Origin of the sequence: Bradyrhizobium sp. JR4.3, from assembly GCF_040547695.1 — a bacterium.
Lineage (GTDB): Bacteria > Pseudomonadota > Alphaproteobacteria > Rhizobiales > Xanthobacteraceae > Bradyrhizobium > Bradyrhizobium canariense.
The window spans coordinates 43,472-66,851 of the sequence record NZ_JBEPQF010000011.1 but is presented as its reverse complement, the minus strand read 5'-3'; the positions used below and the strand labels follow the sequence as shown (position 1 = coordinate 66,851).

At 63.9% G+C, this 23,380-nt stretch carries 22 protein-coding genes; 17 read left to right on the top strand and 5 right to left on the bottom strand.

Annotated elements, in window-relative coordinates; genetic code table 11:
* Positions 1–37 precede the first annotated feature (37 nt).
* The 3 genes from ABIB91_RS19095 to ABIB91_RS19085 all read right to left on the bottom strand — a co-directional run bounded on the left by ABIB91_RS19095 (position 38) and on the right by ABIB91_RS19085 (position 867).
* Positions 38–262 (bottom strand): hypothetical protein, encoded by a 225-nt coding sequence (locus ABIB91_RS19095; RefSeq protein ID WP_354164439.1) that lies wholly within the window; start codon positions 260–262, stop codon positions 38–40.
* Positions 263–316: 54 nt separating this feature from the next.
* A complete protein-coding gene (locus ABIB91_RS19090) occupies positions 317–559 on the bottom strand; it encodes a hypothetical protein (protein ID WP_007593322.1) in 243 nt (80 codons plus the stop codon).
* Positions 560–657: 98 nt separating this feature from the next.
* A complete protein-coding gene (locus ABIB91_RS19085) occupies positions 658–867 on the bottom strand; it encodes a cold-shock protein (RefSeq protein ID WP_007593324.1) in 210 nt (69 codons plus the stop codon).
* A gap of 665 nt (positions 868–1,532) precedes the next feature.
* Here ABIB91_RS19085 and pcaB point away from each other — a divergent pair.
* The 3 genes from pcaB (at position 1,533) to ABIB91_RS19070 (ending at position 4,638) form a co-directional block, all read left to right on the top strand.
* Positions 1,533–2,936, top strand: a complete 1,404-nt coding sequence (gene pcaB / locus ABIB91_RS19080; protein ID WP_354164435.1) for a 3-carboxy-cis,cis-muconate cycloisomerase — start codon at positions 1,533–1,535, stop codon at positions 2,934–2,936.
* Between the two features lie 57 nt (positions 2,937–2,993).
* Positions 2,994–3,932 (top strand): tripartite tricarboxylate transporter substrate-binding protein, encoded by a 939-nt coding sequence (locus tag ABIB91_RS19075; protein ID WP_354164432.1) that lies wholly within the window; start codon positions 2,994–2,996, stop codon positions 3,930–3,932.
* A gap of 262 nt (positions 3,933–4,194) precedes the next feature.
* Positions 4,195–4,638: an SRPBCC family protein gene (locus tag ABIB91_RS19070; protein WP_007593330.1), complete on the top strand. Its 444-nt coding sequence runs from the start codon at positions 4,195–4,197 to the stop codon at positions 4,636–4,638.
* Positions 4,639–4,865: 227 nt separating this feature from the next.
* Here the strand turns inward: ABIB91_RS19070 and ABIB91_RS19065 are convergent, their stop codons facing one another.
* Positions 4,866–6,197 carry an Hsp70 family protein gene (locus tag ABIB91_RS19065; protein WP_035995042.1) on the bottom strand — a complete coding sequence of 444 codons (1,332 nt, stop codon included), beginning with the start codon at positions 6,195–6,197 and terminating at the stop codon, positions 4,866–4,868.
* Positions 6,198–6,477: 280 nt separating this feature from the next.
* Between ABIB91_RS19065 and ABIB91_RS19060 the strand changes: the two genes are divergently transcribed.
* From ABIB91_RS19060 to ABIB91_RS18995, 14 genes are all read left to right on the top strand, one after another.
* On the top strand, positions 6,478–6,615 hold the full coding sequence (locus tag ABIB91_RS19060) for a hypothetical protein (protein ID WP_007593333.1): 138 nt from the start codon (positions 6,478–6,480) through the stop codon (positions 6,613–6,615).
* Positions 6,616–6,862: 247 nt separating this feature from the next.
* Positions 6,863–8,149 carry an oxalate/formate MFS antiporter gene (oxlT, locus tag ABIB91_RS19055; RefSeq protein ID WP_007593335.1) on the top strand — a complete coding sequence of 429 codons (1,287 nt, stop codon included), beginning with the start codon at positions 6,863–6,865 and terminating at the stop codon, positions 8,147–8,149.
* Positions 8,150–8,405: 256 nt separating this feature from the next.
* Positions 8,406–9,728, top strand: a complete 1,323-nt coding sequence (gene oxlT / locus ABIB91_RS19050) for an oxalate/formate MFS antiporter (protein WP_007593337.1) — start codon at positions 8,406–8,408, stop codon at positions 9,726–9,728.
* 176 nt (positions 9,729–9,904) lie between these two features.
* A complete protein-coding gene (locus ABIB91_RS19045) occupies positions 9,905–10,330 on the top strand; it encodes a CBS domain-containing protein (protein WP_007593342.1) in 426 nt (141 codons plus the stop codon).
* A 104-nt stretch (positions 10,331–10,434) separates the two neighbouring features.
* Entirely contained in the window at positions 10,435–11,454 is a 1,020-nt protein-coding gene (locus ABIB91_RS19040; protein WP_354164424.1) for a 2-dehydropantoate 2-reductase, read from the top strand.
* Positions 11,454–12,239 carry a fumarylacetoacetate hydrolase family protein gene (locus ABIB91_RS19035; protein WP_354164421.1) on the top strand — a complete coding sequence of 262 codons (786 nt, stop codon included), beginning with the start codon at positions 11,454–11,456 and terminating at the stop codon, positions 12,237–12,239. The genes ABIB91_RS19040 and ABIB91_RS19035 overlap by 1 nt, the downstream gene beginning before the upstream one ends.
* Before the next feature lie 303 nt (positions 12,240–12,542).
* Positions 12,543–13,949 carry a coiled-coil domain-containing protein gene (locus ABIB91_RS19030; protein ID WP_354164418.1) on the top strand — a complete coding sequence of 469 codons (1,407 nt, stop codon included), beginning with the start codon at positions 12,543–12,545 and terminating at the stop codon, positions 13,947–13,949.
* 61 nt (positions 13,950–14,010) lie between these two features.
* Complete coding sequence (locus tag ABIB91_RS19025; protein ID WP_354164715.1) at positions 14,011–14,727, top strand: hypothetical protein; 717 nt, start codon at positions 14,011–14,013, stop codon at positions 14,725–14,727.
* Between the two features lie 172 nt (positions 14,728–14,899).
* Positions 14,900–15,100: a hypothetical protein gene (locus ABIB91_RS19020; protein WP_007608336.1), complete on the top strand. Its 201-nt coding sequence runs from the start codon at positions 14,900–14,902 to the stop codon at positions 15,098–15,100.
* 69 nt (positions 15,101–15,169) lie between these two features.
* Positions 15,170–15,820 carry a hypothetical protein gene (locus tag ABIB91_RS19015; protein ID WP_354164415.1) on the top strand — a complete coding sequence of 217 codons (651 nt, stop codon included), beginning with the start codon at positions 15,170–15,172 and terminating at the stop codon, positions 15,818–15,820.
* A 319-nt stretch (positions 15,821–16,139) separates the two neighbouring features.
* Complete coding sequence (locus ABIB91_RS19010; protein ID WP_354164411.1) at positions 16,140–17,135, top strand: NAD(P)H-dependent flavin oxidoreductase; 996 nt, start codon at positions 16,140–16,142, stop codon at positions 17,133–17,135.
* 25 nt (positions 17,136–17,160) lie between these two features.
* A complete protein-coding gene (locus tag ABIB91_RS19005) occupies positions 17,161–18,132 on the top strand; it encodes a quinone oxidoreductase family protein (protein WP_354164408.1) in 972 nt (323 codons plus the stop codon).
* Between the two features lie 211 nt (positions 18,133–18,343).
* Positions 18,344–19,717: a cation-efflux pump gene (locus tag ABIB91_RS19000; RefSeq protein ID WP_354164405.1), complete on the top strand. Its 1,374-nt coding sequence runs from the start codon at positions 18,344–18,346 to the stop codon at positions 19,715–19,717.
* Between the two features lie 227 nt (positions 19,718–19,944).
* Positions 19,945–22,275, top strand: a complete 2,331-nt coding sequence (locus tag ABIB91_RS18995; protein WP_354164402.1) for a PAS domain-containing sensor histidine kinase — start codon at positions 19,945–19,947, stop codon at positions 22,273–22,275.
* A gap of 3 nt (positions 22,276–22,278) precedes the next feature.
* Here the strand turns inward: ABIB91_RS18995 and ABIB91_RS18990 are convergent, their stop codons facing one another.
* The gene (locus ABIB91_RS18990) at positions 22,279–23,172 is read right to left on the bottom strand and encodes a LysR family transcriptional regulator (protein WP_007593359.1); all 894 of its coding nucleotides are present in this window, start codon (positions 23,170–23,172) and stop codon (positions 22,279–22,281) included.
* Positions 23,173–23,380: the final 208 nt, after the last annotated feature.

Below are 23,380 nucleotides of genomic sequence, written 5' to 3'. Positions count from 1 at the left end.
GATTGCGCTGAAGCCGGGGCCCCGAAATCCGCCTGATCTACAGCATCGAGAGCACGACGATTCCGTCTTCGACTGCTCCGGAAGCGAGCTGCGCCCGCGCCATGCGCTCTAACTCTGTCCGGTTCTTGCGAAGATAACTGAAAGCCTGCTTCTGCGTCAGGAACGTCGTCGCAAGACGGCACATCTGTCGTCCTGCGCCAAGCGCGAGAAAGAAGGTGATGGTGCCACCGCCATCCGACTTGATTCTAGGCACGACCCGCACTCTTTGGCATGTGATCGGCCCTCTCCGAATTGTCGTCGCCGCAATGGAAGGCAGCTATGGCGTCACCTTCTTCTTGCGCTTCGTCGGGGTGGCCGCGGGCAGCGATGCCTGAAGGGCGGCGTCTGCCGCTTCCTTGGCTTCGCGCAGCTCTCGAAGCCGCGCCATGTTCTTGCGAACATCGACGGCTTGCTTTCCAACATCCACCATCGCCCGAGCGCCTTCCTCAGCGGCCAAACGCTGACGGTTAGTACGGGCGATGCTTTCGGGTGACGGTTCGGCCGGTCTCTTGGCGCTCATTATTCACCCTGCTCTGCAACGGACAAAAACCCGCTCAATCCTGGGATCGAGCGGGTGGCATGGCCGTTTCAGTACATCCGTGAAACGGCACCAAGGCTTTAGGCCAGCGAGAGATTCTCAGCGCTGACCTTGCCCCGCATCTTGTCGGTCTTGAGCTCGAAGTTGACCTTTTGGCCTTCAGCGAGACCTGCAAGACCAGCCCGCTCGACCGCGCTGATGTGAACGAACACATCGTTGCCGCCGTCGTTCGGCTGAATGAATCCAAAGCCCTTCTGGCCGTTAAACCACTTCACAGTACCTGTCGTCATTTTCTTCTCCAAAGCGCATACGCGCAGGTTCCGCGTGATCGTCACGCAGAACAAATTCTATTCGTCGATGTCTATGGAAAAGGAGCCCGCGGGCGCATTCAACAAGGCACAGCGGCTGAACGAACAGCCTCAACGTATACCTCATCCTCACCATTTGCAAGGCTTGACCGAATTTAACGCCCCGGGAGCCCGGCTAGGGACATGACGCCACGCTGCCGAGCACTCATCGTTCGGCGCCAGCTGCTCTGGGAGGGCTGCCGAGCGCCACATGCGTCGGCTCCGCCGCACGGAGACCAGATCGCGCCCGATGAAGCTTTCGTAGCGGCTCTGATTTTCTCGGCGACGATCTGCAACCCAACCCGATCACGGTTTGCAATATCCGAATTCATGGGGGCGCTCGACGCGTTCTCCAATTCAGAACGCATGTATCGCAATAATGCATTTTTACAAAACGAGGGGGTAATCTAGGCTTGATCGATGCCAAGCCGTACGGCGCGCAATGGAGCGCGACGACGGAGGGACCGATACCGACCGATGCGGCTATTTTTTACTCGGACGTCGCCATGCGCCCGCAAGGTAAGAGTCGGCATTCATGAGCTCGGATTGAGGCTTGCCGACTGGTTTGAACGCGCGCGCGTTCGCTCATCCATGATCGCGATACGGCCATGCTGAGTTTCGAGCCCGGAACGGTCTTCAGCAGCCGCCACCTCGCCGATATTTTCAGCACCGCCCCGATGCGCACCATTTTCGGTGAGCGCAATTCGCTTGAGTCCATGCTTCTGGTCGAGGTCGCGCTGGCGAAGGTTCAAGCGCAGCTCGGTGTGATTCCTGCCGAGGCTGCTGCTGCGATCGCCTCCGCTGCACGTGCTGAACTACTCGACCTCGACGAATTGGCGGCGGGAACTTTGCGCGCTGGTTTGCCGGTCGTGAATCTGGTCGAGCAGTTGATCCGACTCACCGGCAACCCCCATGGCGAATTCGTCCATTGGGGCGCCACGAGTCAGGACATCATGGACACCGCGCTCGTGGTGCAGATCCGCGACGCGCTCGAGCTCATCCACCGCGATCTGGAGCGCCTGATATCGACGCTTGCGGATCTGGCCCGTACCCACCGCGATACGCCCATGGTCGGCAGGACGAAACTTCAACACGCGATTCCGATCACCTTCGGATTCAAGGTTTCCGTCTGGCTGTCGGGCCTGCTGCGCCACAGGCAACGTCTCGCCGAACTCAAACCAAGAGTCCTCCAGGTCCAGTTCGGCGGTGCGGTCGGCACTTTCGCATCACTCGGCGACAATGGCGACAGCGTGCGCGCTGCGTTGGCCAGCGAACTCGAACTCGGCGAACCTCTGGTGGCATGGCACGCCGCGCGCGATAGTTTGGCCGAGACGGTTTGCCTGCTTGGGCTGATCTCCGCGACCTTGAGCAAGATCGCGACCGATGTCGTGTTGATGGCGCAGACTGAGGTCGGCGAAGTGCTGGAGCCAGGCGGCCAGGGCCACGGCGCCTCCAGCACCATGCCGCACAAGCGCAACCCAATCATCTGTGAGCAGATTCTCAGCACCGGACTGTCGTTGCGCCGGCTCGCGAGCGCCATGCTCGACGCTTCGGTCCACGACCATGAACGGGCGACGGGACCGTGGCAGGCCGAATGGTCGCTGCTGCCGGAAGCATTCGTACTGGTCTCCCGGGCCTTGGACAACGCTGTTCGCCTCTGCGGCGGACTGGTCGTCAGACCCGATGCGATGCAGGCCAATCTCGGGCGGACACAGGGTCTCATCGCCGCCGAGGCCGTCATGATGGCGCTGGCTCCATACGTCGGGCGCCATCATGCGCACGAGATGGTGAGCGCGGCATGCACGCACGCGATCGCTTCGGGCCTGACATTGGCCCAGAGCCTTTCGCGCGATCCGGCCGTGACGGCCCACATCGCCCTGCATGAGATCGAGGCGGCTGCGGACCCGGCTCGATACATCGGCCTGTCCGCCCGTGAGGTCGATCGTGTCCTCGCGGCCTGTGCCGATCGACCGGCCAGTGCTGCGCAAGACGACGCCCCTGATGCGGAGTGAGGCCATATGATTCTGAAACGCAAGCATACGGCCCTCCTCGCAGCTGCGATGCTGTCAATGTTGAATGCGGCACATGCCGAGTCGCCCTTCCCATCACGGCCGATCACGTTGATCGTCCCGTTCGCGGCTGGCGGCCCGAATGACGTGATGAGCCGGATCGTGTCCGAACACATGTCGCGAAAACTCGGGCAGCCGATCATTGTCGAGAACATCGCCGGGGCGGGCGGCACGACCGGCTCAGCGCGCGTCGCAAAAAGCGCGCCCGACGGTTATACGCTCGTCAGCGGTCACGTCGGGACGCATGCGGCATCGGTCGCGCTGTATCCGAATCTGCGTTACGACCCGCTGGTTGATTTCACGCCGATTGGCCTGGTCGCGGAAACGCCGATCCTCGTCGTCGCTCGCCGCGACCTTGGCGCGGACAGCATGGCGTCGTTCATCGCGATCGCCAAGGCGCGCGGCCCGGACCTCACCTTGGCCCATGCGGGTGTCGGTTCGATCAGCCACATCAGCTGTCTGCTGTTCACCTCCGTGATCGGATTCAAGCCGGTCGAGGTGCCATATCGGGGATCAGCACTGGCGATGACCGACCTGATCGCCGGCCGCAGCGACTTCAGTTGTGGATTGTTGGGCGACGTTCTTCCCTTCCTGGGTGACAACAATCTGCGTTTCCTGACCGTTTCGGCCGCAGCGCGGGTTCCGCAATTGCCGGAGACACCGACGGCCAGGGAAGCAGGGCTTCCACAGTTTGTCGCATCGAGCTGGTTCGCGTTCTACCTGCCGAAAGGCGCGCCTGACGCCATTCGCGACCGGTTCTCGGATGCGCTTCGCGCAGCGCTCGACGATGACGGCGTGCGGAGACGGCTCGAACTGGTAGGCTTGATCCTGCCACCGCCGGACCAGCGAGGCCCCGAACCGCTCAAGCGACGGATGACCGAAGAGATCGCGCGCTGGCAGGACATCGTCAAAACCGCGCAGATTCGACTCGATCAATAAGTGCGACCGATGCAGTCGAGCGCGTGATCGCCGGCCAGCTTTCGCCGTCGGCGCATCAGCCGCAGGCGGGCGGAACAATCCGACGATCCCCGGCTACAATCTCGCATTCACCATGACGCCGCACGACGTGGCGGCAGTCTGCCAATCATCCATCAAAAAAATCGAGACGCCCTGTCGGATCGGCGGTATCTGATCCGTCATCTAGACATGAATGGGCAATAGACGCTGACGTCGAGCCCGGCGATTCATGAGGAAGATGATCATGCCCAGCACTGTCCGCCTGCACCGCGTTTTGACGACCAGCCCGGAGAAAGTCTATCGCGCCTTCCTGGAGGCGGATGCGCTGGCGAAATGGCTTCCGCCGAACGGCTTCACCTGCACGGTCCATCATTTCGAGCCGAAGGTCGGGGGCACGTTCAAGATGTCGTTCCGTAACTTCACGACGGGCAACAGCCACGCCTTCGGCGGCGAATATCTCGAGCTCGTTCCCGGCGAACGTCTCCGCTACACCGACAGGTTCGACGACCCCAATCTGCCCGGCGAAATCCAGGTCACCGTGATCCTGAAGAAGGTATCCGTCGGCACTGAGCTGGATATCACGCAGGCCGGCATCCCCGACGTCATCCCGCCGGAGGCTTGTTATCTCGGCTGGCAGGAATCGCTGCGCAATCTGGCGAAGCTCGTCGAGCCTGAGATCAAGCAATAGCGTCTGAGGTAGAGCGAGCGCCTCGTCCTTCGAGACGACCGCTCCGCGGTCTCCTCAGAATGAGGCTAGCGGCAACAGTGCTCGTCGAGACTGCGGCCACATACTCCGACCTCATCCTGAGGGCCCGCCAAAGGCGGGCGTCTCGAAGGATGGGCCGCCGAAATGGTCGCCAAATGCGATGGCCAGCTCACGAACGGGACCAGCGATCGAGTGTCATCTCAGCGAGCCTACGCCCCTGCCTTCGGCGCAATCCCGCCGCTTGCGGTCCAGCGGTCGGGGTCCGGGCTGTGTCCGATCAAAGCAAGGCCGTAGGCGATCGACTCGAACTGATCGCCCGACATCAGCCGTTCGTTGCCGAACCGCTCGGCGAACAGTTTTCGAACGGCCGGCACGAAGGACGTGCCGCCGGTCAGAAATACCTTTTCGATCTCGCGCGCGGTGATGCCGGCTTCGCCAAGCACCTTGTCGACGGTGGCCCCGAGCCTCGCGATATCGTCGGCAATCCAGGCTTCGAAATTCTTCCGCGTGATGGTCGAGCCAATGTCGACCCCGCCGCCTTTGAAGCGGAACTCCACCTGATCCTGCGCCGACAGCGCGACCTTGGCGTCGGATACCGCGCGGTACAACGAAAAGCCGAGGTCGAGATCGACGATGGTGATGAAATCCTCGAGCAGAGCCGGCTTCACCGCGGTGCGCGCAAGCTCCCGGAGTTCGCGCAGGTCGCCGTTGCTCTTCATCATCGCAAGCTGATGCCAGCGCGCGAGATTGGTGTAGTGGCCGGTGGGGATCGGCAGCACCTTGTCGAACGAGCGGAAGCTCGAGCCCTTGCCCAGCCGCGGCGAGACGACGTGATCGACGATGCGGTAATCGAACGTGTCGCCCGCAATCCCGATGCCGGCATGGCCGAGCGGCTCGGCGCGCAAGGCGCCGCCGGCACGCGAGAACCGCATCACGGAGAAATCGCTGGTACCGCCCCCGAAATCCGCAACCAGCACGGTCGCATCCCGCTCCAGGCGGCGAGCGAAGGAGAACGCTGCGCCCACGGGTTCGTAGACATAGCGCGCGTGGCCGGCGCCAAGGCGCTCGAACGCGGCCCGGTAGCGCTGCATCGCGAGCGCCTCGTCAGGATTGCCGCCGGCGAAGCGGACGGGGCGACCGACCGTGATGGTGGACGTCTCGAAGCCGAATTTATCGCCGCCATGGCGCGCCAGCGTCCGCAGGAACGCCGCCAAAATGTCCTCGAACTTGTAGCGCTGCCGGAACACCTGGGTGGTGTTGAAGCTGGAGCTCGCGGCGAAGGTCTTGAACGACTGGAGGAAGCGGTAGACATGCCGTCCTTCCAGGAACTGCTCGATCGCCCACGGGCCGCCTTCGGCCTGGGCGCCGGCTCCCGGCCGGTCCTCCCAGAAACACAGCGCCGATACGAAGACACTGTGGCGCTGTCCGCCATGGTCGAAGCGGATGGCCTCGACCCGGCGGTCGTCCGCCGCAAGGGCCACGACCGTGTTGCTGGTCCCAAAATCGATGCCGATCGAGACGGCGGGCGAGGCGCTCGACATGAACCACTCTGACAGATGATTGGAAGGGGGCAGACCACTAGCGGCTTCGTGTGCCGCTGCCAAGGCTCCGTTTTTGGACATCGACGGTCAAATGGTTCAGTTTCGGCGGGGTTTGGGCATATCCCCGCTCAAATCGGCCCATTTAACGGATTATTATGCTGCAATGCGAAGAGCTAAATGCTGCTATGCAATGGCATGCATAGACATTGGCATCTGGTATACATAGATTGCCCTTCGAAATGAGACAGCAGCACTGACCGTCTCAAGAAAGGGATTTTCGATGTCCAAGACCGCTTCCGTCGCTCTCGCGCCCTCATCCTCGCTGTTCGCCCGCTTGATGGCCACGATCGACCGCCTCCTGATGGCGAGCGCCGAGATCTCGAATCACAATGGCGACCTGCCGCGCTTCGGCCTGTAAGCCGGGCAGCCTCCCGCGCCGCCGCGCAGCGGCACGGTTTTAAATCGGTTCGCATACGACTTTTGATGAATGGCCCCGGATGACGGGGCCATTTCTACTTGTGCTGTCCTGAGTCACAGCCGCCACCGGGCAAGGTGCTGCGGCATTTGCGCACGGTGACCGGACCAGCGCTTGAAGCTTGGCATAATGCATACAAGAATGCCGTTCCAGCGCTCGCAGAAAAATGAGAGGCGCCACGGGAGGCTTTATGACGGACATGGTGCAAGCAACCGCCCCGACAGCCGCGCGCGTTAGCGACACGTATCGCTGGACGCAATTGGCGGTTGGCGTCGCGGCGATGGTGATGATCGCCAACTATCAATATGGCTGGACGTTCTTCGTCCCCGACATCCAGAAGAAATTCGGCTGGGATCGCGCGTCGATCCAATGGGCCTTTACACTGTTCGTGCTGTTCGAGACCTGGCTCGTGCCGATCGAAGGATGGTTCGTCGACAAATACGGTCCGCGCATCGTGGTGCTGGTCGGCGGCGTGCTCTGTGCCGCCGGCTGGGCGATCAACGCGGAGGCGACCACGCTCAACGGCTATTATCTCGGCATGATCATCGCAGGCATCGGCGCCGGCGGCGTCTACGGCACCTGCGTCGGCAACGCCTTGAAGTGGTTTCCGGACAAGCGCGGTCTTGCCGCGGGCATCACCGCCGCGGGCTTCGGTGCAGGCTCCGCGCTGACCGTCGCGCCGATCCAGGCCATGATCAAGGACAGCGGTTTCCAGACCACCTTCCTCTATTTCGGCCTCGGACAAGGCATCATCATCTGCATTCTCGCCTTCTTCCTGCTGGCGCCGAAGGCAGGCCAGGTGCCCAGCGTGGTGGCGAACGCCAATCTGCAACAGAGCCGCCGCAACTATCAGCCGACCGAAGTGCTGCGTCAGCCGATCTTCTGGCTGATGTACTTCATGTTCGTGATCGTCGGCGCCGGCGGCCTGATGGTGACGGCCAATCTGAAGCCGATCGCGGCCGACTGGAAGATCGACAACGTGCCGGTCACGTTGATGGCGGTGACGATGACCGCTGTGACCTTCGCGGCCACGATCGACCGCGTGCTCAACGGCCTGACGCGTCCGTTCTTCGGCTGGATCTCCGACATGATCGGCCGCGAGAACACGATGTTCATCGCTTTCGGGATGGAAGGTATCGGCATCTGGATGCTCTACCTCTGGGGCCACGACCCGCTCTGGTTCGTGCTGCTCTCGGGCTTCGTGTTCTTCGCCTGGGGTGAGATCTACTCGTTGTTCCCCTCGACCTGTACCGATACGTTCGGCGCCAAGTTCGCGACTACCAATGCCGGCCTGCTCTACACCGCGAAGGGGACGGCCGCGCTGCTGGTCCCGATCGGCAATTACATGCAGCAGTCGTCGGGCAGTTGGGACAACGTGTTCATCATCGCGGCCGGCGCCAACATCCTGGCCTCGGCGCTGGCGATCGCAGTGCTCAAGCCCTGGCGCAAGGTCGTGGTCGCGCAATCGACCGTCTGACGCCCTCTAAAAGCCCTTCTCGCGCAAGACACCCGGCCTCGCGGCCGGGCGTTTTCGTTTTGCGCGAAGCTTCCGCGATCCCGCCGTGCTGCAAACGGAACTCGCATTTTGTCGCCGGCCCGCCAAGATAAGGCTTGCAATCTGGAATATGGTATACCAAGCTCGCGATCGCGCTTGCGACGATAAGCCACAATATTGCGACATCAGGTCATCTTGTGACCGGTGCCGAACCAGACAGGCGCTCGGGAGGTTTTTGATGATTTCCAGCACCGATGGCGCTGTCACAGCCGCGCCTCTTCGCACAGGTTTCCGTTGGCTCCAGCTGGTCATGGGCATCGTCTGCATGGCGATGATCGCCAACCTGCAATACGGCTGGACGCTGTTCGTCGATCCGATCGATCACGCGCACCATTGGGGACGCGCCGCGATCCAGCTCGCTTTCACCATCTTCGTCGTCACCGAAACCTGGCTGGTGCCGATCGAGGCCTGGTTCGTCGACAAATACGGCCCGCGCATCGTCATCATGTTCGGCGGCGTCATGATCGCGCTGTCGTGGATTCTCAACTCCTATGCCGATAGCCTCACCTTGCTCTACGCGGCCGCGATCATCGGCGGCATGGGCGCGGGCGCGGTGTACGGCACCTGCGTCGGCAACGCGCTGAAATGGTTTCCCGATCGCCGGGGCCTTGCGGCCGGTGCGACTGCCGCCGGTTTCGGCGCAGGCGCTGCACTCACCGTCGTGCCGATCGCCGCCATGATCGCAACGAGCGGTTATCAGCACGCCTTCCTCACCTTCGGCATCGGCCAGGGCGTCATCGTCTTCGTGCTCGCCTTCTTCATCCAGCCGCCGCGGATTTCGATCCCGCCGAAGAAGAAGCAGCTCAATCTGCCGCAGACCAAGATCGACTTCACCCCGCCCCAGGTGCTGCGCGCCCCTATTTTCTGGGTGATGTATCTCGTTTTCGTCATGGTCGCCTCCGGCGGCCTGATGACCGCGGCGCAGATCGCCCCGATCGCGCACGACTTCAAGATCGCCGACACGCCGGTCACGCTCGCCGGCTTCCAGATGGCGGCATTGACGTTCGCGATCTCGCTCGACCGCATCTTCGACGGTTTCGGACGGCCCTTCTTCGGCTTCGTCTCCGACACGATCGGCCGCGAGCACACTATGTTCATCGCCTTCGGCACCGCCGCGCTGATGCTGCTGACGCTGTCGGCCTATGGCCACGTGCCGGTCGTCTTCGTGCTCGCCACCGCGGTCTATTTCGGCGTGTTCGGCGAGATCTACTCGTTATTCCCGGCGACCTGCGGCGACACCTTCGGCTCGAAGTTCGCAACCACCAATAACGGCATGCTCTACACGGCGAAGGGAACGGCGTCCCTGCTCGTTCCGCTCGCCAGCGTGATCTCGGCCACGTATGGCTGGAAGGCCGTGTTCGTGGTCGCGGTGGCACTGAACGCGACGGCGGCGCTGATGGCGCTATTCGTGATCAAGCCGATGCGCCGCTCCTTCATCCTCGGCAAGGAAGCCGAGAGCGCCAACGCCGCGACGGGGAACGCCAAGACCGAGACGGCATAACGAACACGCATCTTGCACGGGTGAGACAGGGGCGCAGCGATGCGCCCCTTTCTTTTTGGCTTACGGCAAACGTCAGCATTGCTGCCGCAAGATTTTTCGGATGAGCCAAATCGAGTGCTTGACGATTGGCATTATGTATACCACACTTGCTTCATCATTCACCCAAGGAGGTTGCAATGCTGGTCGGAGACATTCTGCGCAAGAAGACACCGCGCGTTGTCACGGTGCGAATGAACGAAACCGTGGGTATCGCCGCCAAGCTGATGCGCGCCAACAATATCAGCGCACTGGTGGTGAAGGACGTGGTCCGCTCCGAGGGCAATACCGCGGTCGGCATGTTCACCGAGCGCGACGTCGTGCGCGCCGTCGCCGAGCACGGCGCCAATGCCGTCAACGTCAAGGTCTCGCAGCTCGTCTCGGTGCAGCAGCTCGTATCCTGCACGTCGAGCGACACGATCGAGCACGTCCGCCATCTCATGAACCGGAATCACATCCGGCACCTGCCCGTCATCGACGATTACAGCCTCGTCTCGGTCATCAGCATGCGTGACATCGCGTCCTTCATGGACGAAGCGATCAACGGCACGCCGCAAGCAGCTTAAAGCGCCTCACTTCCCCTGCGACTACCGGACCCGGCTCGGAGCCTTCCGAGCCGGACCGGATCTTTCGTCCCGAAATCCGGCTTCCGCTGCTTCGCGAGGATTCCATGAAGATCTGCATCTACGGCGCCGGAGCAATCGGCGGATACCTCGGCGTTCAGCTCGCGCGCGCGGGCGCCGACGTCAGCCTGGTCGCACGCGGCGCGCACCTTGCCGCGATGCGCGAGCACGGCCTGACGCTGCTCGCGGGCGAGGAGCAGTACACCGTGCATCCGCGCTGCACCGACGATCCGGCCGAGCTCGGCGTGCAGGACTACATCATCATCACGCTGAAGGCGCACTCGATCACCGGCGTGATCGAGACGATGCAGCCGCTGCTCGGCCCCCACACCCGCATCGTCACTGCCGTCAACGGCATCCCCTATTGGTACTTCTACAAGCATGGCGGCCAATACGAGAATTCGACGCTGGAGAGCATCGACCCCGGCGGACGGCAGTGGCGCGAAATCGGCGCCGAGCGCGCCATCGGCTGCATCGTCTATCCCGCCACCGAGATCGAGGCGCCCGGCGTGATCCGTCACGTCTACGGCAACAACTTTCCGCTCGGGGAGCCCTCCGGCGAGACCACCCCGGACGTGCAACGCCTCGCCGATCTCTTCGTCGCAGCCGGGCTGAAAGCGCCGGTGCTCGACCGCATTCGCGACGAGATCTGGCTCAAGTTGTGGGGCAATGTCTGCTTCAACCCGATCAGCGCACTCACCCATGCAACACTCGACGTGATCTGCACCGATCCGGCCACTCGCGCGCTGTCGCGCGCGATCATGATGGAGACGCAAGGCATCGCCGAGACGTTCGGCGTCAAATTCCGCGTCGACGTCGAGCGCCGCATCGAAGGCGCCCGCAAGGTCGGCGCGCACAAGACCTCGATGCTCCAGGATCTCGAGCGGGGCCGCCCGATGGAGATCGACCCGCTCGTCACCGTCGTGCAGGAGATGGGCCGCCTCACCGGCGTCGCCACCCCCGCGCTCGATTCCGTGCTGGCGATGGTGACCCAGCGCGCCCGCATCGCCGGTCTCTACGACGGCATCTCGACGCCATCGGATCCGCGCGCACTGGCGGTGGCGTGATGGCTGGCGAGATCAAACATTGGCTCCGCTTCCGCAAGAGCGGTACGACCGGCTTCGGCACGCTGAATTCGTCGGGCATCAGCGTGCATGAGGGCGACATGTTCGGCCGCCATGCAGCCACCGGCAAAACGCTGGCGCTGTCGGAGGTCGAACTGCTCGCGCCCTGCGTGCCCAGCAAGATCGTCGCGCTCTGGAACAATTTTCACGCGCTCGCGGCCAAGCTCAACCAGCCCGAGCCGCCGGAGCCGCTCTACCTCCTGAAGGCCACCACCAGCATCACGACGCCAGGCGCAGTGATCCGCCGTCCCTCTTATTACGACGGCAAGACCACCTATGAAGGCGAGCTCGGCATCGTCATCGGCAAGACCTGCGCCCGGGTGTCGCCGGCGGAAGCGGACGGCTTCATCTTCGGCTACACCTGCGTCAACGACATCACCGCCAACGACATCCTGACCAGCGATCCCACTTTCCCGCAATGGGCACGGGCCAAGGGCATCGACGATTACGGCCCGTTCGGCCCCGTCATCGCCACCGGTCTCGATCCGGCAAAGCTGGTGGTGCGCACCATCCTCAACGGCGCGGAGCGGCAGAACTATCCGATATCGGACATGATCTTCACCGCGCAGGAGCTGGTCAGCAGGATCTCCCATGACATGACCCTGCTCCCCGGGGACCTCATTGCCGTCGGCACCTCGGTCGGCGTCGGCGTGATGAAAGAGCCGGTGAACACGGTAACCGTCGCGATCGAGGGCATCGGCGAGCTGACCAACGAGTTTCGGCTGTAGGGCACTCTGTCGTTCCGGGGCGCGGGCAGCGCCGAGCCCGGAATCCATTGGGCGGTAGAGACTGCAGTTCAACGGATTCCGGGCTCGCGCTGCGCGGGTCCCGGAATGACGGCGGAGGGAGCCAGCGCCCCCCGCGGAGGAAAACCCGGCAACTTCCACACCCGCGCTCCACCGATCGGCTGACGCATTCAGCCGTGGATCGTGCGCCTGGACCTGTCCGGCAAGCCTCCGCCGCCCTTGATCTCGGTTCCGCTCTCCAATAGCAATTATGGCGATAATGTGTGCCGGCGTGAGGAAGTCACGATGTGGCTGTTTTTCCTGGTTGCCTGGTTTGTTCTGCTCACTGCCATTGCGATCTTCGCCCAGCAGGCGCTCGGTTACGATATCGGCCACCTGCCTGCCTGGTTCGGAGGCCTGCCTGTCCCGCAGCGCATTGCGACCGGCGCGATCCTGGCCCTGGCGCTGGCATTGATCGGCGCCTCCGCCTGGCGGCTCTCGCGCCAGGACCGGCGCCTCGACACATTGCGCGACCGCCTCAAGAAGACCCGCGAGGATGTCGTCGTCGCCCACGCCCTGCAGAACCACCTCGATGCCACCGTCCAGCACCTGATCGAGAGCGATCCCCGGGAGGCCGTCTCCGCCCTGCACGACAAGCTGGGCGAGACCGAGCAGCGGGCCCTGCTGCAGCGCGGCCGCAACGAATCCACCGACATGCACGACCAGCTCGCCGAAATCCGCCGCCGCCAGCAGGAACTGCGCGACATGGTCGGCAAGGTCGCCGAGCAGCGCCGCGCGGTCGAGCCGGTTTTCACCGAAATCCGCGACCGCCAGAATCAGCTCGAACGCTCGCTGCACGACCTCGAGACCGACGACCGCAAGAACAACCTCGCCGACCGGCTGAAGGATATCGCGCGCGATGTATCGACGCTGCTGTCGCGGGTCGGCAGGGTCCAGGACACCTTTGCAACCCTGAACCAGTACAAGGAAGATCTGGCGAAGTCCCACGCCGAGCTGGTGCCGTTGCGCGCGTCGGACGCCGGCCTCAATGCCTTGATCGGCGAGCTGAGCCTCGGTCATGAGCGCCTCGCCAAGAGCGTCGACGAGCTCGAAACCGGCGGCGAAGCCCCTCTCGGCGCCCGCGTCGAGACCCTGTCGAAGAACAAGATCGAGATCGAGCAGCGCCTGGCCCGCATCGACGACAGCTTCCACATCCTAAAAAGCATCGGGCTCGATTTCGAAGAGCTCGGCCAGCGCCAGGCCCAGCTCGAGCGCTCGCTCGCCGGTGTCGAGACCGACGCCGAGGGCAAGACGCTTGTCGACCGCCAGAATGCGCTGAACGATTTTGTGCTCCAGTCGCGCCAGCGCCTCGGCGCGTTACAGGAAACGCTGGCGACGCTGAACGCCTTCAAGGCGGAGCTGTCGAAGTCGCAGGCTGACCTCGTCCCGCTGAAGGCGCCCGTATTCGGAATCGAAGCCATGATCGCGGACGTCGGTACCACGCGCGATCTCCTCGCCAAAACCGTCGGCGAGATTGAGGCGAGCGGCGACGTCACCCTCGCCTCGCGCGTCGACGCGCTGACCAAGAGCAAGCGCGAGGTCGAAGACCGCATCGCCCGCATCTTCGACAATTTCAACGCGCTCGACGGCTTGCGAAAAGACATCGGCGGCATCTTCTCGACGATCCGGAACAGCCTCAACCGGATCGGGTGAAGGCCATCAATCCCGCGGGATGGTTCGAACCGCGATCCCCATCCGCGCGACCAATCCGGACATGCGCTTGATCCTCGGCCTCCTCTCCGCCCTGCTCGGCGCGCTCGCCGGCTGGTTCGCCCTTGCCGCACTGGTGATCGCGCTGGCCGGGCCAGACCGCGATGGCGGCATCGCCATGGGCGCCTTCTTCGACATCGGTCCGATCGGCGGTGTGGTTGGCCTGATCGCCGGCATCTGGCTGTTCGTGCGCTTCGGCCTGGTCCGGAATGCAACGCCACAGCCGCCCGCGGAAACCTCCGACACCACGCCTCACCGCACCACGCGGCTCTCCGCACCCTTTGCTCTCACTGTTCTACTCATCGCGGCAATCCTTGGCTATTGGGGCTGGTACGAACTCATCCGCTCGCCCTATCTCAGTCACGGCTACATGACGCTCCACATCGAGTTTCGCCTTCCCGCTGGCATGACGCTGCCGGACAAGGCGGAGGATGTGCACATCGAGGTCGAGGAAGCGACCGGGAATGCCAATGCCGATTTGCCTCCGAACTGGCGCGCGCATGAAGGCGAGCGCAAAGCGATCATTGCCTCCACGTCGTTGTCGTACAAAACGCGTCATCGCGCCGTTAGCCTGACGCTTCCGGGTTCGCCGACGCAGAGCTGGCCGATCGATCTCCCCTCCGATCCTGATCCCACCCCTGGCTTTTCACCCTGGCGCGTGGCGGGCGACCCCTCACCGGCGAAGATCGAGATGCATTTCCGCCTCAGCGCCGATCACTGAGCGAACGAGCGGCGCGAGGGCGAAACATTCAGACACATCACATTTCGGCGCGCCCGGCAGATGCCGCCAACATGTCGCGCGGATGCCGCACTGTGGTCGCATTCGGCCGCCCTTCTGTGAGGCGTGTCTGGGGGCACGGCGGTGCCGTGTTTGGACCAAACCTTCTAGGGGTATGACTGTGAAGAAGATTGTATTTGTCGTGGGTGCTACGCTTGCTCTGGTGACGGTTGCGAATGCTGCGGATCTGCCGCGCCGCCAGCCCGTTCCCGTCTATTCCGAGCAGGCGCCGATCGGCAAGATGCCGATTGGCAAGAGCCCGGTTGGAAAGGCCCCGATCGGCAAGGCGCCCGGCCCCGTCGCGGCGCGCTACTGACGCGCAGCGAAATACGCGCAGAAGCAAGCGTTGACTCTGCGTGAGTGGCCGACAGTCGAGGGGCGTAGCGTGACGAACAAACCTGATCGATCGGGACCCTGCATCCTTGCGGGATTCGCGCTCGCGGCCATGCTCGCGTGCACGACACCCTCGGCCTCCGCCCACGAAGCGAACAAGCGCGTTGCTGAGGCAAACGCGCTTGCCACGACCGAGACCGCATCACGGCCGGCGCCGCAAACGACGCGGCGCGCAGTCGCGCGCGCGGAGAAAGGTCCGTACTACGTCGATTTCCGCGCCCGCACGGCCGCGAGCTGGGGCCACGCGTTCGTCTGGTACGGCAAGACCAGCGAGCGCGCCGTCGAGGTGGCAGGGCTCACGCCCGCCGGCGACACCTGGGCCTATGTGCTCGGTCACCTCACCTGGGTGCCGGCGGAGACCGGCGCGAGCTACGGCGATCTCGACCCGGACTATTTGACCGCGAACTACCGCGTCTATCTGAACGAAGCCGACGCGAAGCGCGTGTTTGCCTATATCAAGAAATTGCAGGCGAGTTCGCCGGTCTGGAACGCCGAGACCACCAATTGCACCGGCTTCATCGGCGACATCGCCGAGTACATGGGATTGAAGGTCCCCTACCGCTGGCAGCGCCCCGAAAACTTCGTCAACAGCCTCAAGGAAATGAACGGCGGCCGCCAGATGGTGCGGCTGTCGACGGAGTAGTTCTTCGCTCCATACTCAGTGTCATTGCCCGCGAAAGCAGGCAATCCAGTATTCCAGAGACAGCGAGGCTAGAGCCGGGACGCCGCGGCGTACTGGATGCCCCGGTCAAGCCGGGGCATGACAACGGCGTTTGAGGGAAAAGCCTGCGCCGTCACGCCGCGGCTCGTCCCAATTATCCGCCCCGCGGAATCCCCTCGCCTCCCGCATGCTCGCCCCGCCCCCATCGCACGCCGGCGCAATAGACATTTCCCGACCCTGGCGGCATCCTGCCGCCATCAACCGATAACTGAGCCTGCCATGCAGGCGGGGGAAACGCATCATGCTGCAGACACGGTTCACCAAGCTCATCGGTGTCGAGCACCCGATCGTCCAGGGCGGCATGCAATGGGTCGGGCGCGCCGAGCTGGTCGCCGCCGTCGCCAATGCCGGAGCGCTCGGCTTCATCACGGCGCTGACCCAGCCCACGCCGGAGGATCTCCGGAAGGAGATCGCCCGCTGCCGCGATCTCACCGACAAGCCGTTTGGCGTCAACCTCACCATCCTGCCCGCGATCAAGCCGCCGCCTTATGCCGAATATCGCGCCGCCATCATCGAGAGCGGCATCATGGTGGTCGAGACCGCCGGCAACAAGCCGCAGGAGCATGTCGACGAGTTCAGGAAGCACGGCGTCAAGGTCGTGCACAAATGCACCAGCGTCCGTCACGGGCTTTCGGCCGAGCGCATGGGCGTCGACGCCATCTCGATCGACGGGTTCGAATGCGCCGGCCATCCCGGCGAGGACGACACCCCCGGCCTGATCCTGATCCCGGCCGCCGCCAACAAGATCAAGATCCCGATGATCGCCTCCGGCGGCTTTGCCGACGCCCGCGGCCTCGTCGCCGCACTGGCGCTGGGCGCGGAAGGCATCAACATGGGCACCCGCTTTATGGCGACGAAAGAGAGCCCCATTCATCAGCTCATCAAGGAGAAGATCGTCGCCAATGACGAGCGCGAGACCGAGCTGATCTTCCGCACCATGCGCAACACCTCCCGCGTCGCCAGGAACGAGATCTCGAACAAGGTCGTTGCGATGGAGAAGGAAGGCGCCAAGTTCGAGGACATCCGCGAGCTTGTCGCGGGCGCCCGCGGCAAGATGGTCTACGCGACCGGCAACTCGGACGAAGGCATCTGGTCGGCGGGCCAGGTCCAGGGCCTGATCCAGGACATCCCGACCTGCGCCGAACTGATCTCCCGCATCGTGCGCGAAGCGGAGGCGATCATCCGCAGCCGGCTCGAAGGCATGATCGTTCATCCGACAGCGCAGGCCGCGGAATAATCACTGCAAGAAGCGAGAGCAATTCATGAAGGCTTATGTCTACGGCCCTGGTGGCGCTACGATTTCCGACGTCGCTCAACCAAGGCCTGAAGGCACGCAGGTGCTGGTCCGCGTCCGCGCCTGTGGCCTCAATCGCGCCGACACCGGCATGCGCAAGGGCCACGCCCATGGCGCGGCCGGCGGTGCTGGGACCGTGCTCGGCATGGAATGGGCCGGCGAGGTCGCCGCGCTTGGACCGGATGCCAAAGGCGTCAAGGTCGGCGACCGCATCATGGGTTCGGGCGGCGCGGCGTTTGCCGAATACACGCTGGCCGATCACGGCCGGCTGTTCCGCGCGCCCTCGAACATGAACTTCGAGGAAGCCGCCACCCTGCCCGTCGCACTCGCGACCATGCACAACGCCGTCGTCACCATCGGCGGCGTGCAGCCCGGGCAAGCCGTCCTGATCCAGGGCGCAAGCTCCGGCGTCGGCCTGATGGCGATGCAGATCGCGAAACTCAAGGGCGCCAGGCTGGTGATTGGCTCCTCGACCGATGCGGCTCGCCGCGGCCGAATGAAGGAGTATGGCGCCGACCTCGCGGTCGATTCCTCCGACCCCACATGGGTCGACGAGGTGCTGAAGGCGACGAACGGCGAAGGTGTCGACCTCATCGTGGACCAGGTCTCGGGCAAGGTCGCGAGCCAGAACCTCGCCGCGACGAAGGTAAAAGGCCGCATTGTCAATGTCGGCCGGCTCGGCGGCACCCATGCCGATTTCAACTTCGACCTGCACGCGGCGCGCCGCATCGACTATGTCGGCGTCACCTTCCGCACCCGCACCATCGCGGAGATCCGTGAGATCTTCGACGAGGTCAAGAAGGACATCTGGGGCGCGGTCGAGTCACGAAAACTGCAGCTGCCGATCGACAAGGTGTTCGCTTTCGACGACATCGATAAGGCGTTCGAGCACATGGAGGCCAACAAGCATCTCGGCAAGATCGTCGTGACGCTGCCTTAACATTCGAGGGGCCAAAGACCTCGGTCTCGTAGGGTGGGCAAAGCGAAGCGTGCCCACAATGTGTCAGCGTCCCCGAAAGATGGTGGGCACGGCGCTCCGCGCCTTTGCCCACCCTACAAAACCAGGGGGGGCATCGCTCCTGCAACTCACTAGCGTCTACGCCTGTGGATCGTCGCTTGATGTTCAGTCACAGGCTGCTAAATCCCCCGCCATGAGCTCCCAACATAACAAGACCTCGGTCGCAGCGATCTCGATCTTCGCCAGTGGCGGCATGGCGGCGGCCAAGTTCGCGGTCGGGATCGCGATCGGCTCGCTGGCGCTGATCTCGGAGGCGCTGCATTCGTCGATCGACCTGGTCGCGACCATCATCACCTGGGCGGTGGTGCGGGTATCCGACAAGCCGGCGGATGAGGAGCATCATTACGGCCACGGCAAGCTCGAAAGCGTCTCGGCGCTGGGCGTCACCGCCCTTCTCTATGTGCTCGCCGGCGGCATCCTGGTGGAGTCCTACAGCCGGCTGCGCGAGGGAACCGCGCCGCCGACCATTTCGGCCGTGCCGTTCGTGGTGCTGGTGATCGACATCGCCGTCAATCTGTGGCGCGCCCGCGCCCTGCACCGTGCCGCGCGGGAGACCAGGAGCCAGGCGCTCGCCGCCGATGCGCTGCATTTCGCCTCCGACGTGATGGGCTCGTTCGCCGTGATCGTGGGCCTGATCCTCGCCGGCCTCGGCTTCTGGTGGGGCGACGCGGCGGCCGCCGCCGCGGTGGCCGTCATGATCGCCCTGCTCGGCCTGCGCATGGCCGGCACGACCGTGCAGACGCTGGTGGACCGCGCTCCGGAAGGCGCGCATGAGACGGCCACGGCCGCGATCCGCAGCGTACCGGGTGTGATCGACGTCGAGCGGCTCCGCGTGCGCATGGTCGGGGCCACCACATTTATCGACACGATCGCAAAGGTGCCGCGGACTTACCCCATCGACCGGGTCGAGGACATCAAGCGCAGCGCGCAAGCAGCCGTCGAGAAGGCGTTCGGCGATACCGACCTCACCTTCACCGCAGTCCCCGTGGCGCGCGACAACGAGACCGTGCGCGACCGCATCATGGTCATCTCCCACAATTCGGGCCTCGCCATCCACCACGTCACGGTGCACGACCTCGGCGCCAAGCTGATCGTCAGCATCGACCTCGAGGTCGACGCCGGGATGCAGCTCGATGCCGCCCATGACATAGCCAACACCCTGGAACGCAACATCCAGGAAGAGTTCGGCGCGGACGTCGAGGTCGACGTCCACATCGAGCCGCTCGAACCGGAACTGCCGTTCGGGGTCGACGCCGAACCGGAACGGGTGCGGGTCATTGCGGCCGCCCTGACGGAATATGCCGCCGGCGGCGAGATCCACGACATCCACAATGTCCGCGTCCGCAACACCGAAGCCGGCGAGATCGTCAACTTCCACTGCCGTGCCGAGCCGTCGATGAGCGTGATCAGGGTGCACGAGCATGTCGATGCGATCGAGCGCGCGTTGCGGCGCGCGTTCCCGAGCGTGAAGCGCGTCATCAGTCACGCCGAACCGCCGCGCGCGTGACAGAGAATGTGCGAGGAGTCACACGTTCCCGTTTCGGACTCGCCGCGCACGTAAGTTTGCGGACGCGCGACGCACAAACTGCGCGTTGGATAAGAATAAATTCGCGTTAACGATTCGTTGACTCTCGACAGCCCGCCAAATCTGGATTCAAATCGACCATGATTCGGAAGCGATGTGGGGCTGCTTCCGAACTCAAGTTGCAAGCAGGTTTCCAGGGGGCTTTAGGCATGTCGCGTGCAGACGCCGCGAACGCGTGCGTCCAATCCGATTCGATCAAAGGATTGGCGCAATCGATCGCGAAACCTGCCTATCATCGGCTCCTGATCGCGGAGCCTGCGCTGCGCCGCGCCGTGCCGACGCTCATCATCGCGTTCCTGATCACGATCTGTCTTGGCGCATTCGTGCAGGTCGTCGACCAGACACGCCAGAAGCGGCTGGTGATCCGCCACGACATCTCGGCGCTCGCCGACCTGCTCGCCGAGCGTATCGACCGCCTGACCTCCGCGCGACAGGAGCGGCTGAAGAACATCGAGAGCCTGCCGGCGCTGCTGCCCGATCTCATTCCATCCTGGGGCACCGCCTCGGGCCGCCACGTCATCGTCACCTCGGCCGGACTCGACCGCCGCATCCTCGCCCGCATCCCGGTCGACAGCGATCCCTCGGGCAACGACCGCCTGCTCGACGCAATCACGACGGCGCAACTGCTGGCGGCGCCCCCGCGCGACGGCAGCATCTCCGACATGACGCTGCCGAACGGCAACGCTGCAATGGCGACCTCGCGGCAGATCAAGTCGCTGCCCGGCTTCGTCACCGTGATCCAGGAGCGCAACGAGCCGATCTGGGGCTCGGACGCCGCGCTGTCGGTGACGCTGTCGGCCACCACCGGCTTCGTGGTCCTGATCCTCGGCTTCGCCTTCCACTGGCAGTCCACCCGTGCGCGCGAGGGCGACCTGATCAACGACGCCGTGCGCGGCCGCATCGACACCGCGCTCAACCGCGGCCGCTGCGGGCTGTGGGACTGGGACCTGTCGCGCGGCCGCATCTTCTGGTCGCAGTCAATGTTTTCGATGCTCGGCCTCGACGGCCGCAACGAGCTCCTCACCTTCGGCGAGGTCAACGCGCTGGTGAAGTCCGACGACATCGATCTGTTCGAGATCGCCGACCAGCTCATCTCCGAGAAGATCGACCACATCGACCAGACCTTCCGCATGCAGCATGTCGACGGCCACTGGATCTGGCTGCGCGTCCGCTGCGAAAAGACCAGCGGCGCGACCGACTCCAGCGTTCACCTGATCGGGATCGCCGTCGACATCACCGAGCAGAAGAGCCTCGCCGAGCGGACCGTGGAAGCCGATTTGCGCCTGCGCGACGCGATCGAGACCATTCCGGAAGCCTTCGTGCTGTGGGATGCGAGCGACCGCCTGGTGCTCTGCAATTCGCACTTCCAGCGCCTGCACAAGCTGCCCGACTCCGCCGTCATCCCCGGCACCTCCTACGAGACGGTGCTCGAGGTCGGCCGCATGCCCGAAGTCCGCACCCGGCACAACGAGACTGCGAGCCAGGGCCCGGGCGCGCGTACCTTCGAGGCGCAGCTCGACGACGGCAGCTGGCTGCACATCAGCGAGCGCCGCACCAAGGACGGCGGCTACGTCTCGGTCGGCACCGACATCACCCGCATCAAGGAGCACGAGCAGAAGCTGGTCGACAACGATCTACGCCTGCGCGCCACCGTCATCGACCTCAAGCGCTCGCAGGCAGCCCTGGAGCGCCAGGCGGGCGAACTGGCCGATCTCGCCGAGAAATATCAGCGCGAGAAGACCCGCGCCGAGGAAGCCAACCAGACCAAGTCGAAATTCCTCGCCAATATGAGCCACGAGCTGCGCACGCCGCTGAACGCGATCATCGGCTTCTCCGAGATCATGGGCTCGGGCATGTTCGGCGAGCTCGGCTCGGAGAAGTACCAGGAATACTGCCACGACATCCTAACCAGCGGGCATTACCTGCTCGAAGTCATCAACGACATCCTCGACATGTCCAAGATCGAGGCCGGCCGCATGAAGCTCGACATGGAAGAGCTCGACCTGGCGCAGACGCTGGCGGAATCCCTGCGGGTCGTCACCGGCCGGGCACAGGACAAGCACCTGACGCTCGACGCCGACATCGCGAAATCCATCTCCGTCGTCGCCGACCGCCGCGCCACCAAGCAGATCATCGTCAATTTGCTCTCCAACGCCGTGAAGTTCACGCCCGACGGCGGACGTATCGTGGTGCGCAGCCGGCAGCTCGACGACAGGATCGTGCTGATGATCGCCGACACCGGTATCGGCATCGCGCCGCATTCGCTGGCGCGGCTCGGCCGCCCCTTCGAGCAGGTCGAGAGCCAGCTCACCAAGACCTATCACGGCTCGGGACTGGGGCTGGCGATCGCCCGCTCGCTGGCGCAGCTTCATGGCGGCTCGATGCGGCTGCGCTCAAAGCTGGAGGTCGGCACCGTCGTGCGCGTCACCCTGCCCCGCGACGCGATGAAGTCGGCGTCAGGAATATCGGCTGCGGCCTGATGGCTACGATTGCAGCGACGGCGCGACTTCCCGCGCGACATTGACCAGCGCAGCGATCAGCGGCGTCATCGGATCACGCTGCGGGATCACCATGCCGATGCTGTAATTGACATCGGGATCGGTGATCGGGATCGAGCGCACGGTGTCGGACAGGCCGAGCGTCTCGGCCAGCTTGGCCGGCATCACACTGGCCCAGCGCCCCGTCTTCACATGGGTAAACAGCACGAGCAGCGAATTCGAGGTCAAGGTCGGCGTCGCCTCCGCGCCGACGGAGCGCAACGCGCGGTCGATGATGCGGCGGTTCTGCATGTCGGGTGTCAGCAGGCACAGCGGCACCTGCCCGACCTCCTTCCACGTCACTGTCTCGCGATCGCCGAACATTCCATCCGGCGCGGTGAGCAGGCGATAGCTCTCGTTATAGAGCGGAATGGTGCGCACTTTGCCGATCGGCTCGTTCTCGATATAGGTCAGCCCCGCATCCACCTCGAGATTCTCGAGCAACCCCAGCACCTCGGACGAGGTCGTGGAGCGGATACTGAAGCGCACCTCGGGATGCCTGGCGCGGAACGGCGTCGTCAGCGCAGCGACCATACCGAGCACGGTCGGGATTGCGGCAATACGGATCTCGCCCGAGAGCTGATGCTTCAGCCCGTTGATCTCGTCACGCATCGCGCGGGCATCGCCGACGATGCGCCGCGCCCAATCCAGCGCCCGCTCGCCTTCCGGCGTAAAACCCTGGAAGCGGGAGCCGCGCTGGACCAGCATCACGCCGAGGATCTCCTCGAGCTGCTTCAGCCCGGTCGACATCGTCGGTTGCGTCACGCCGCACATTTCGGCGGCCCGGCCGAAATGCCGTTCCTTCGCCAGCGCCAGCAGCAGTTCAAGCTTGTCGAGCAACCGTCATCCCCTCCGATCGTGTGGCGGCATGCAAGCTAGCATGCCCTCCCCCTTCCAACACGCAAAAACCGCCCGGTGGACGGCTCCAATCGCAATTTCAAATCGAGTGATTGCCATCGCAAATCGATCGGAATCCGCAATCGCAGCATGAGACAGCTTTATTGATCTTCGAACGATTCCAAATAGTTTGCGATCAGCAGACGCTCCG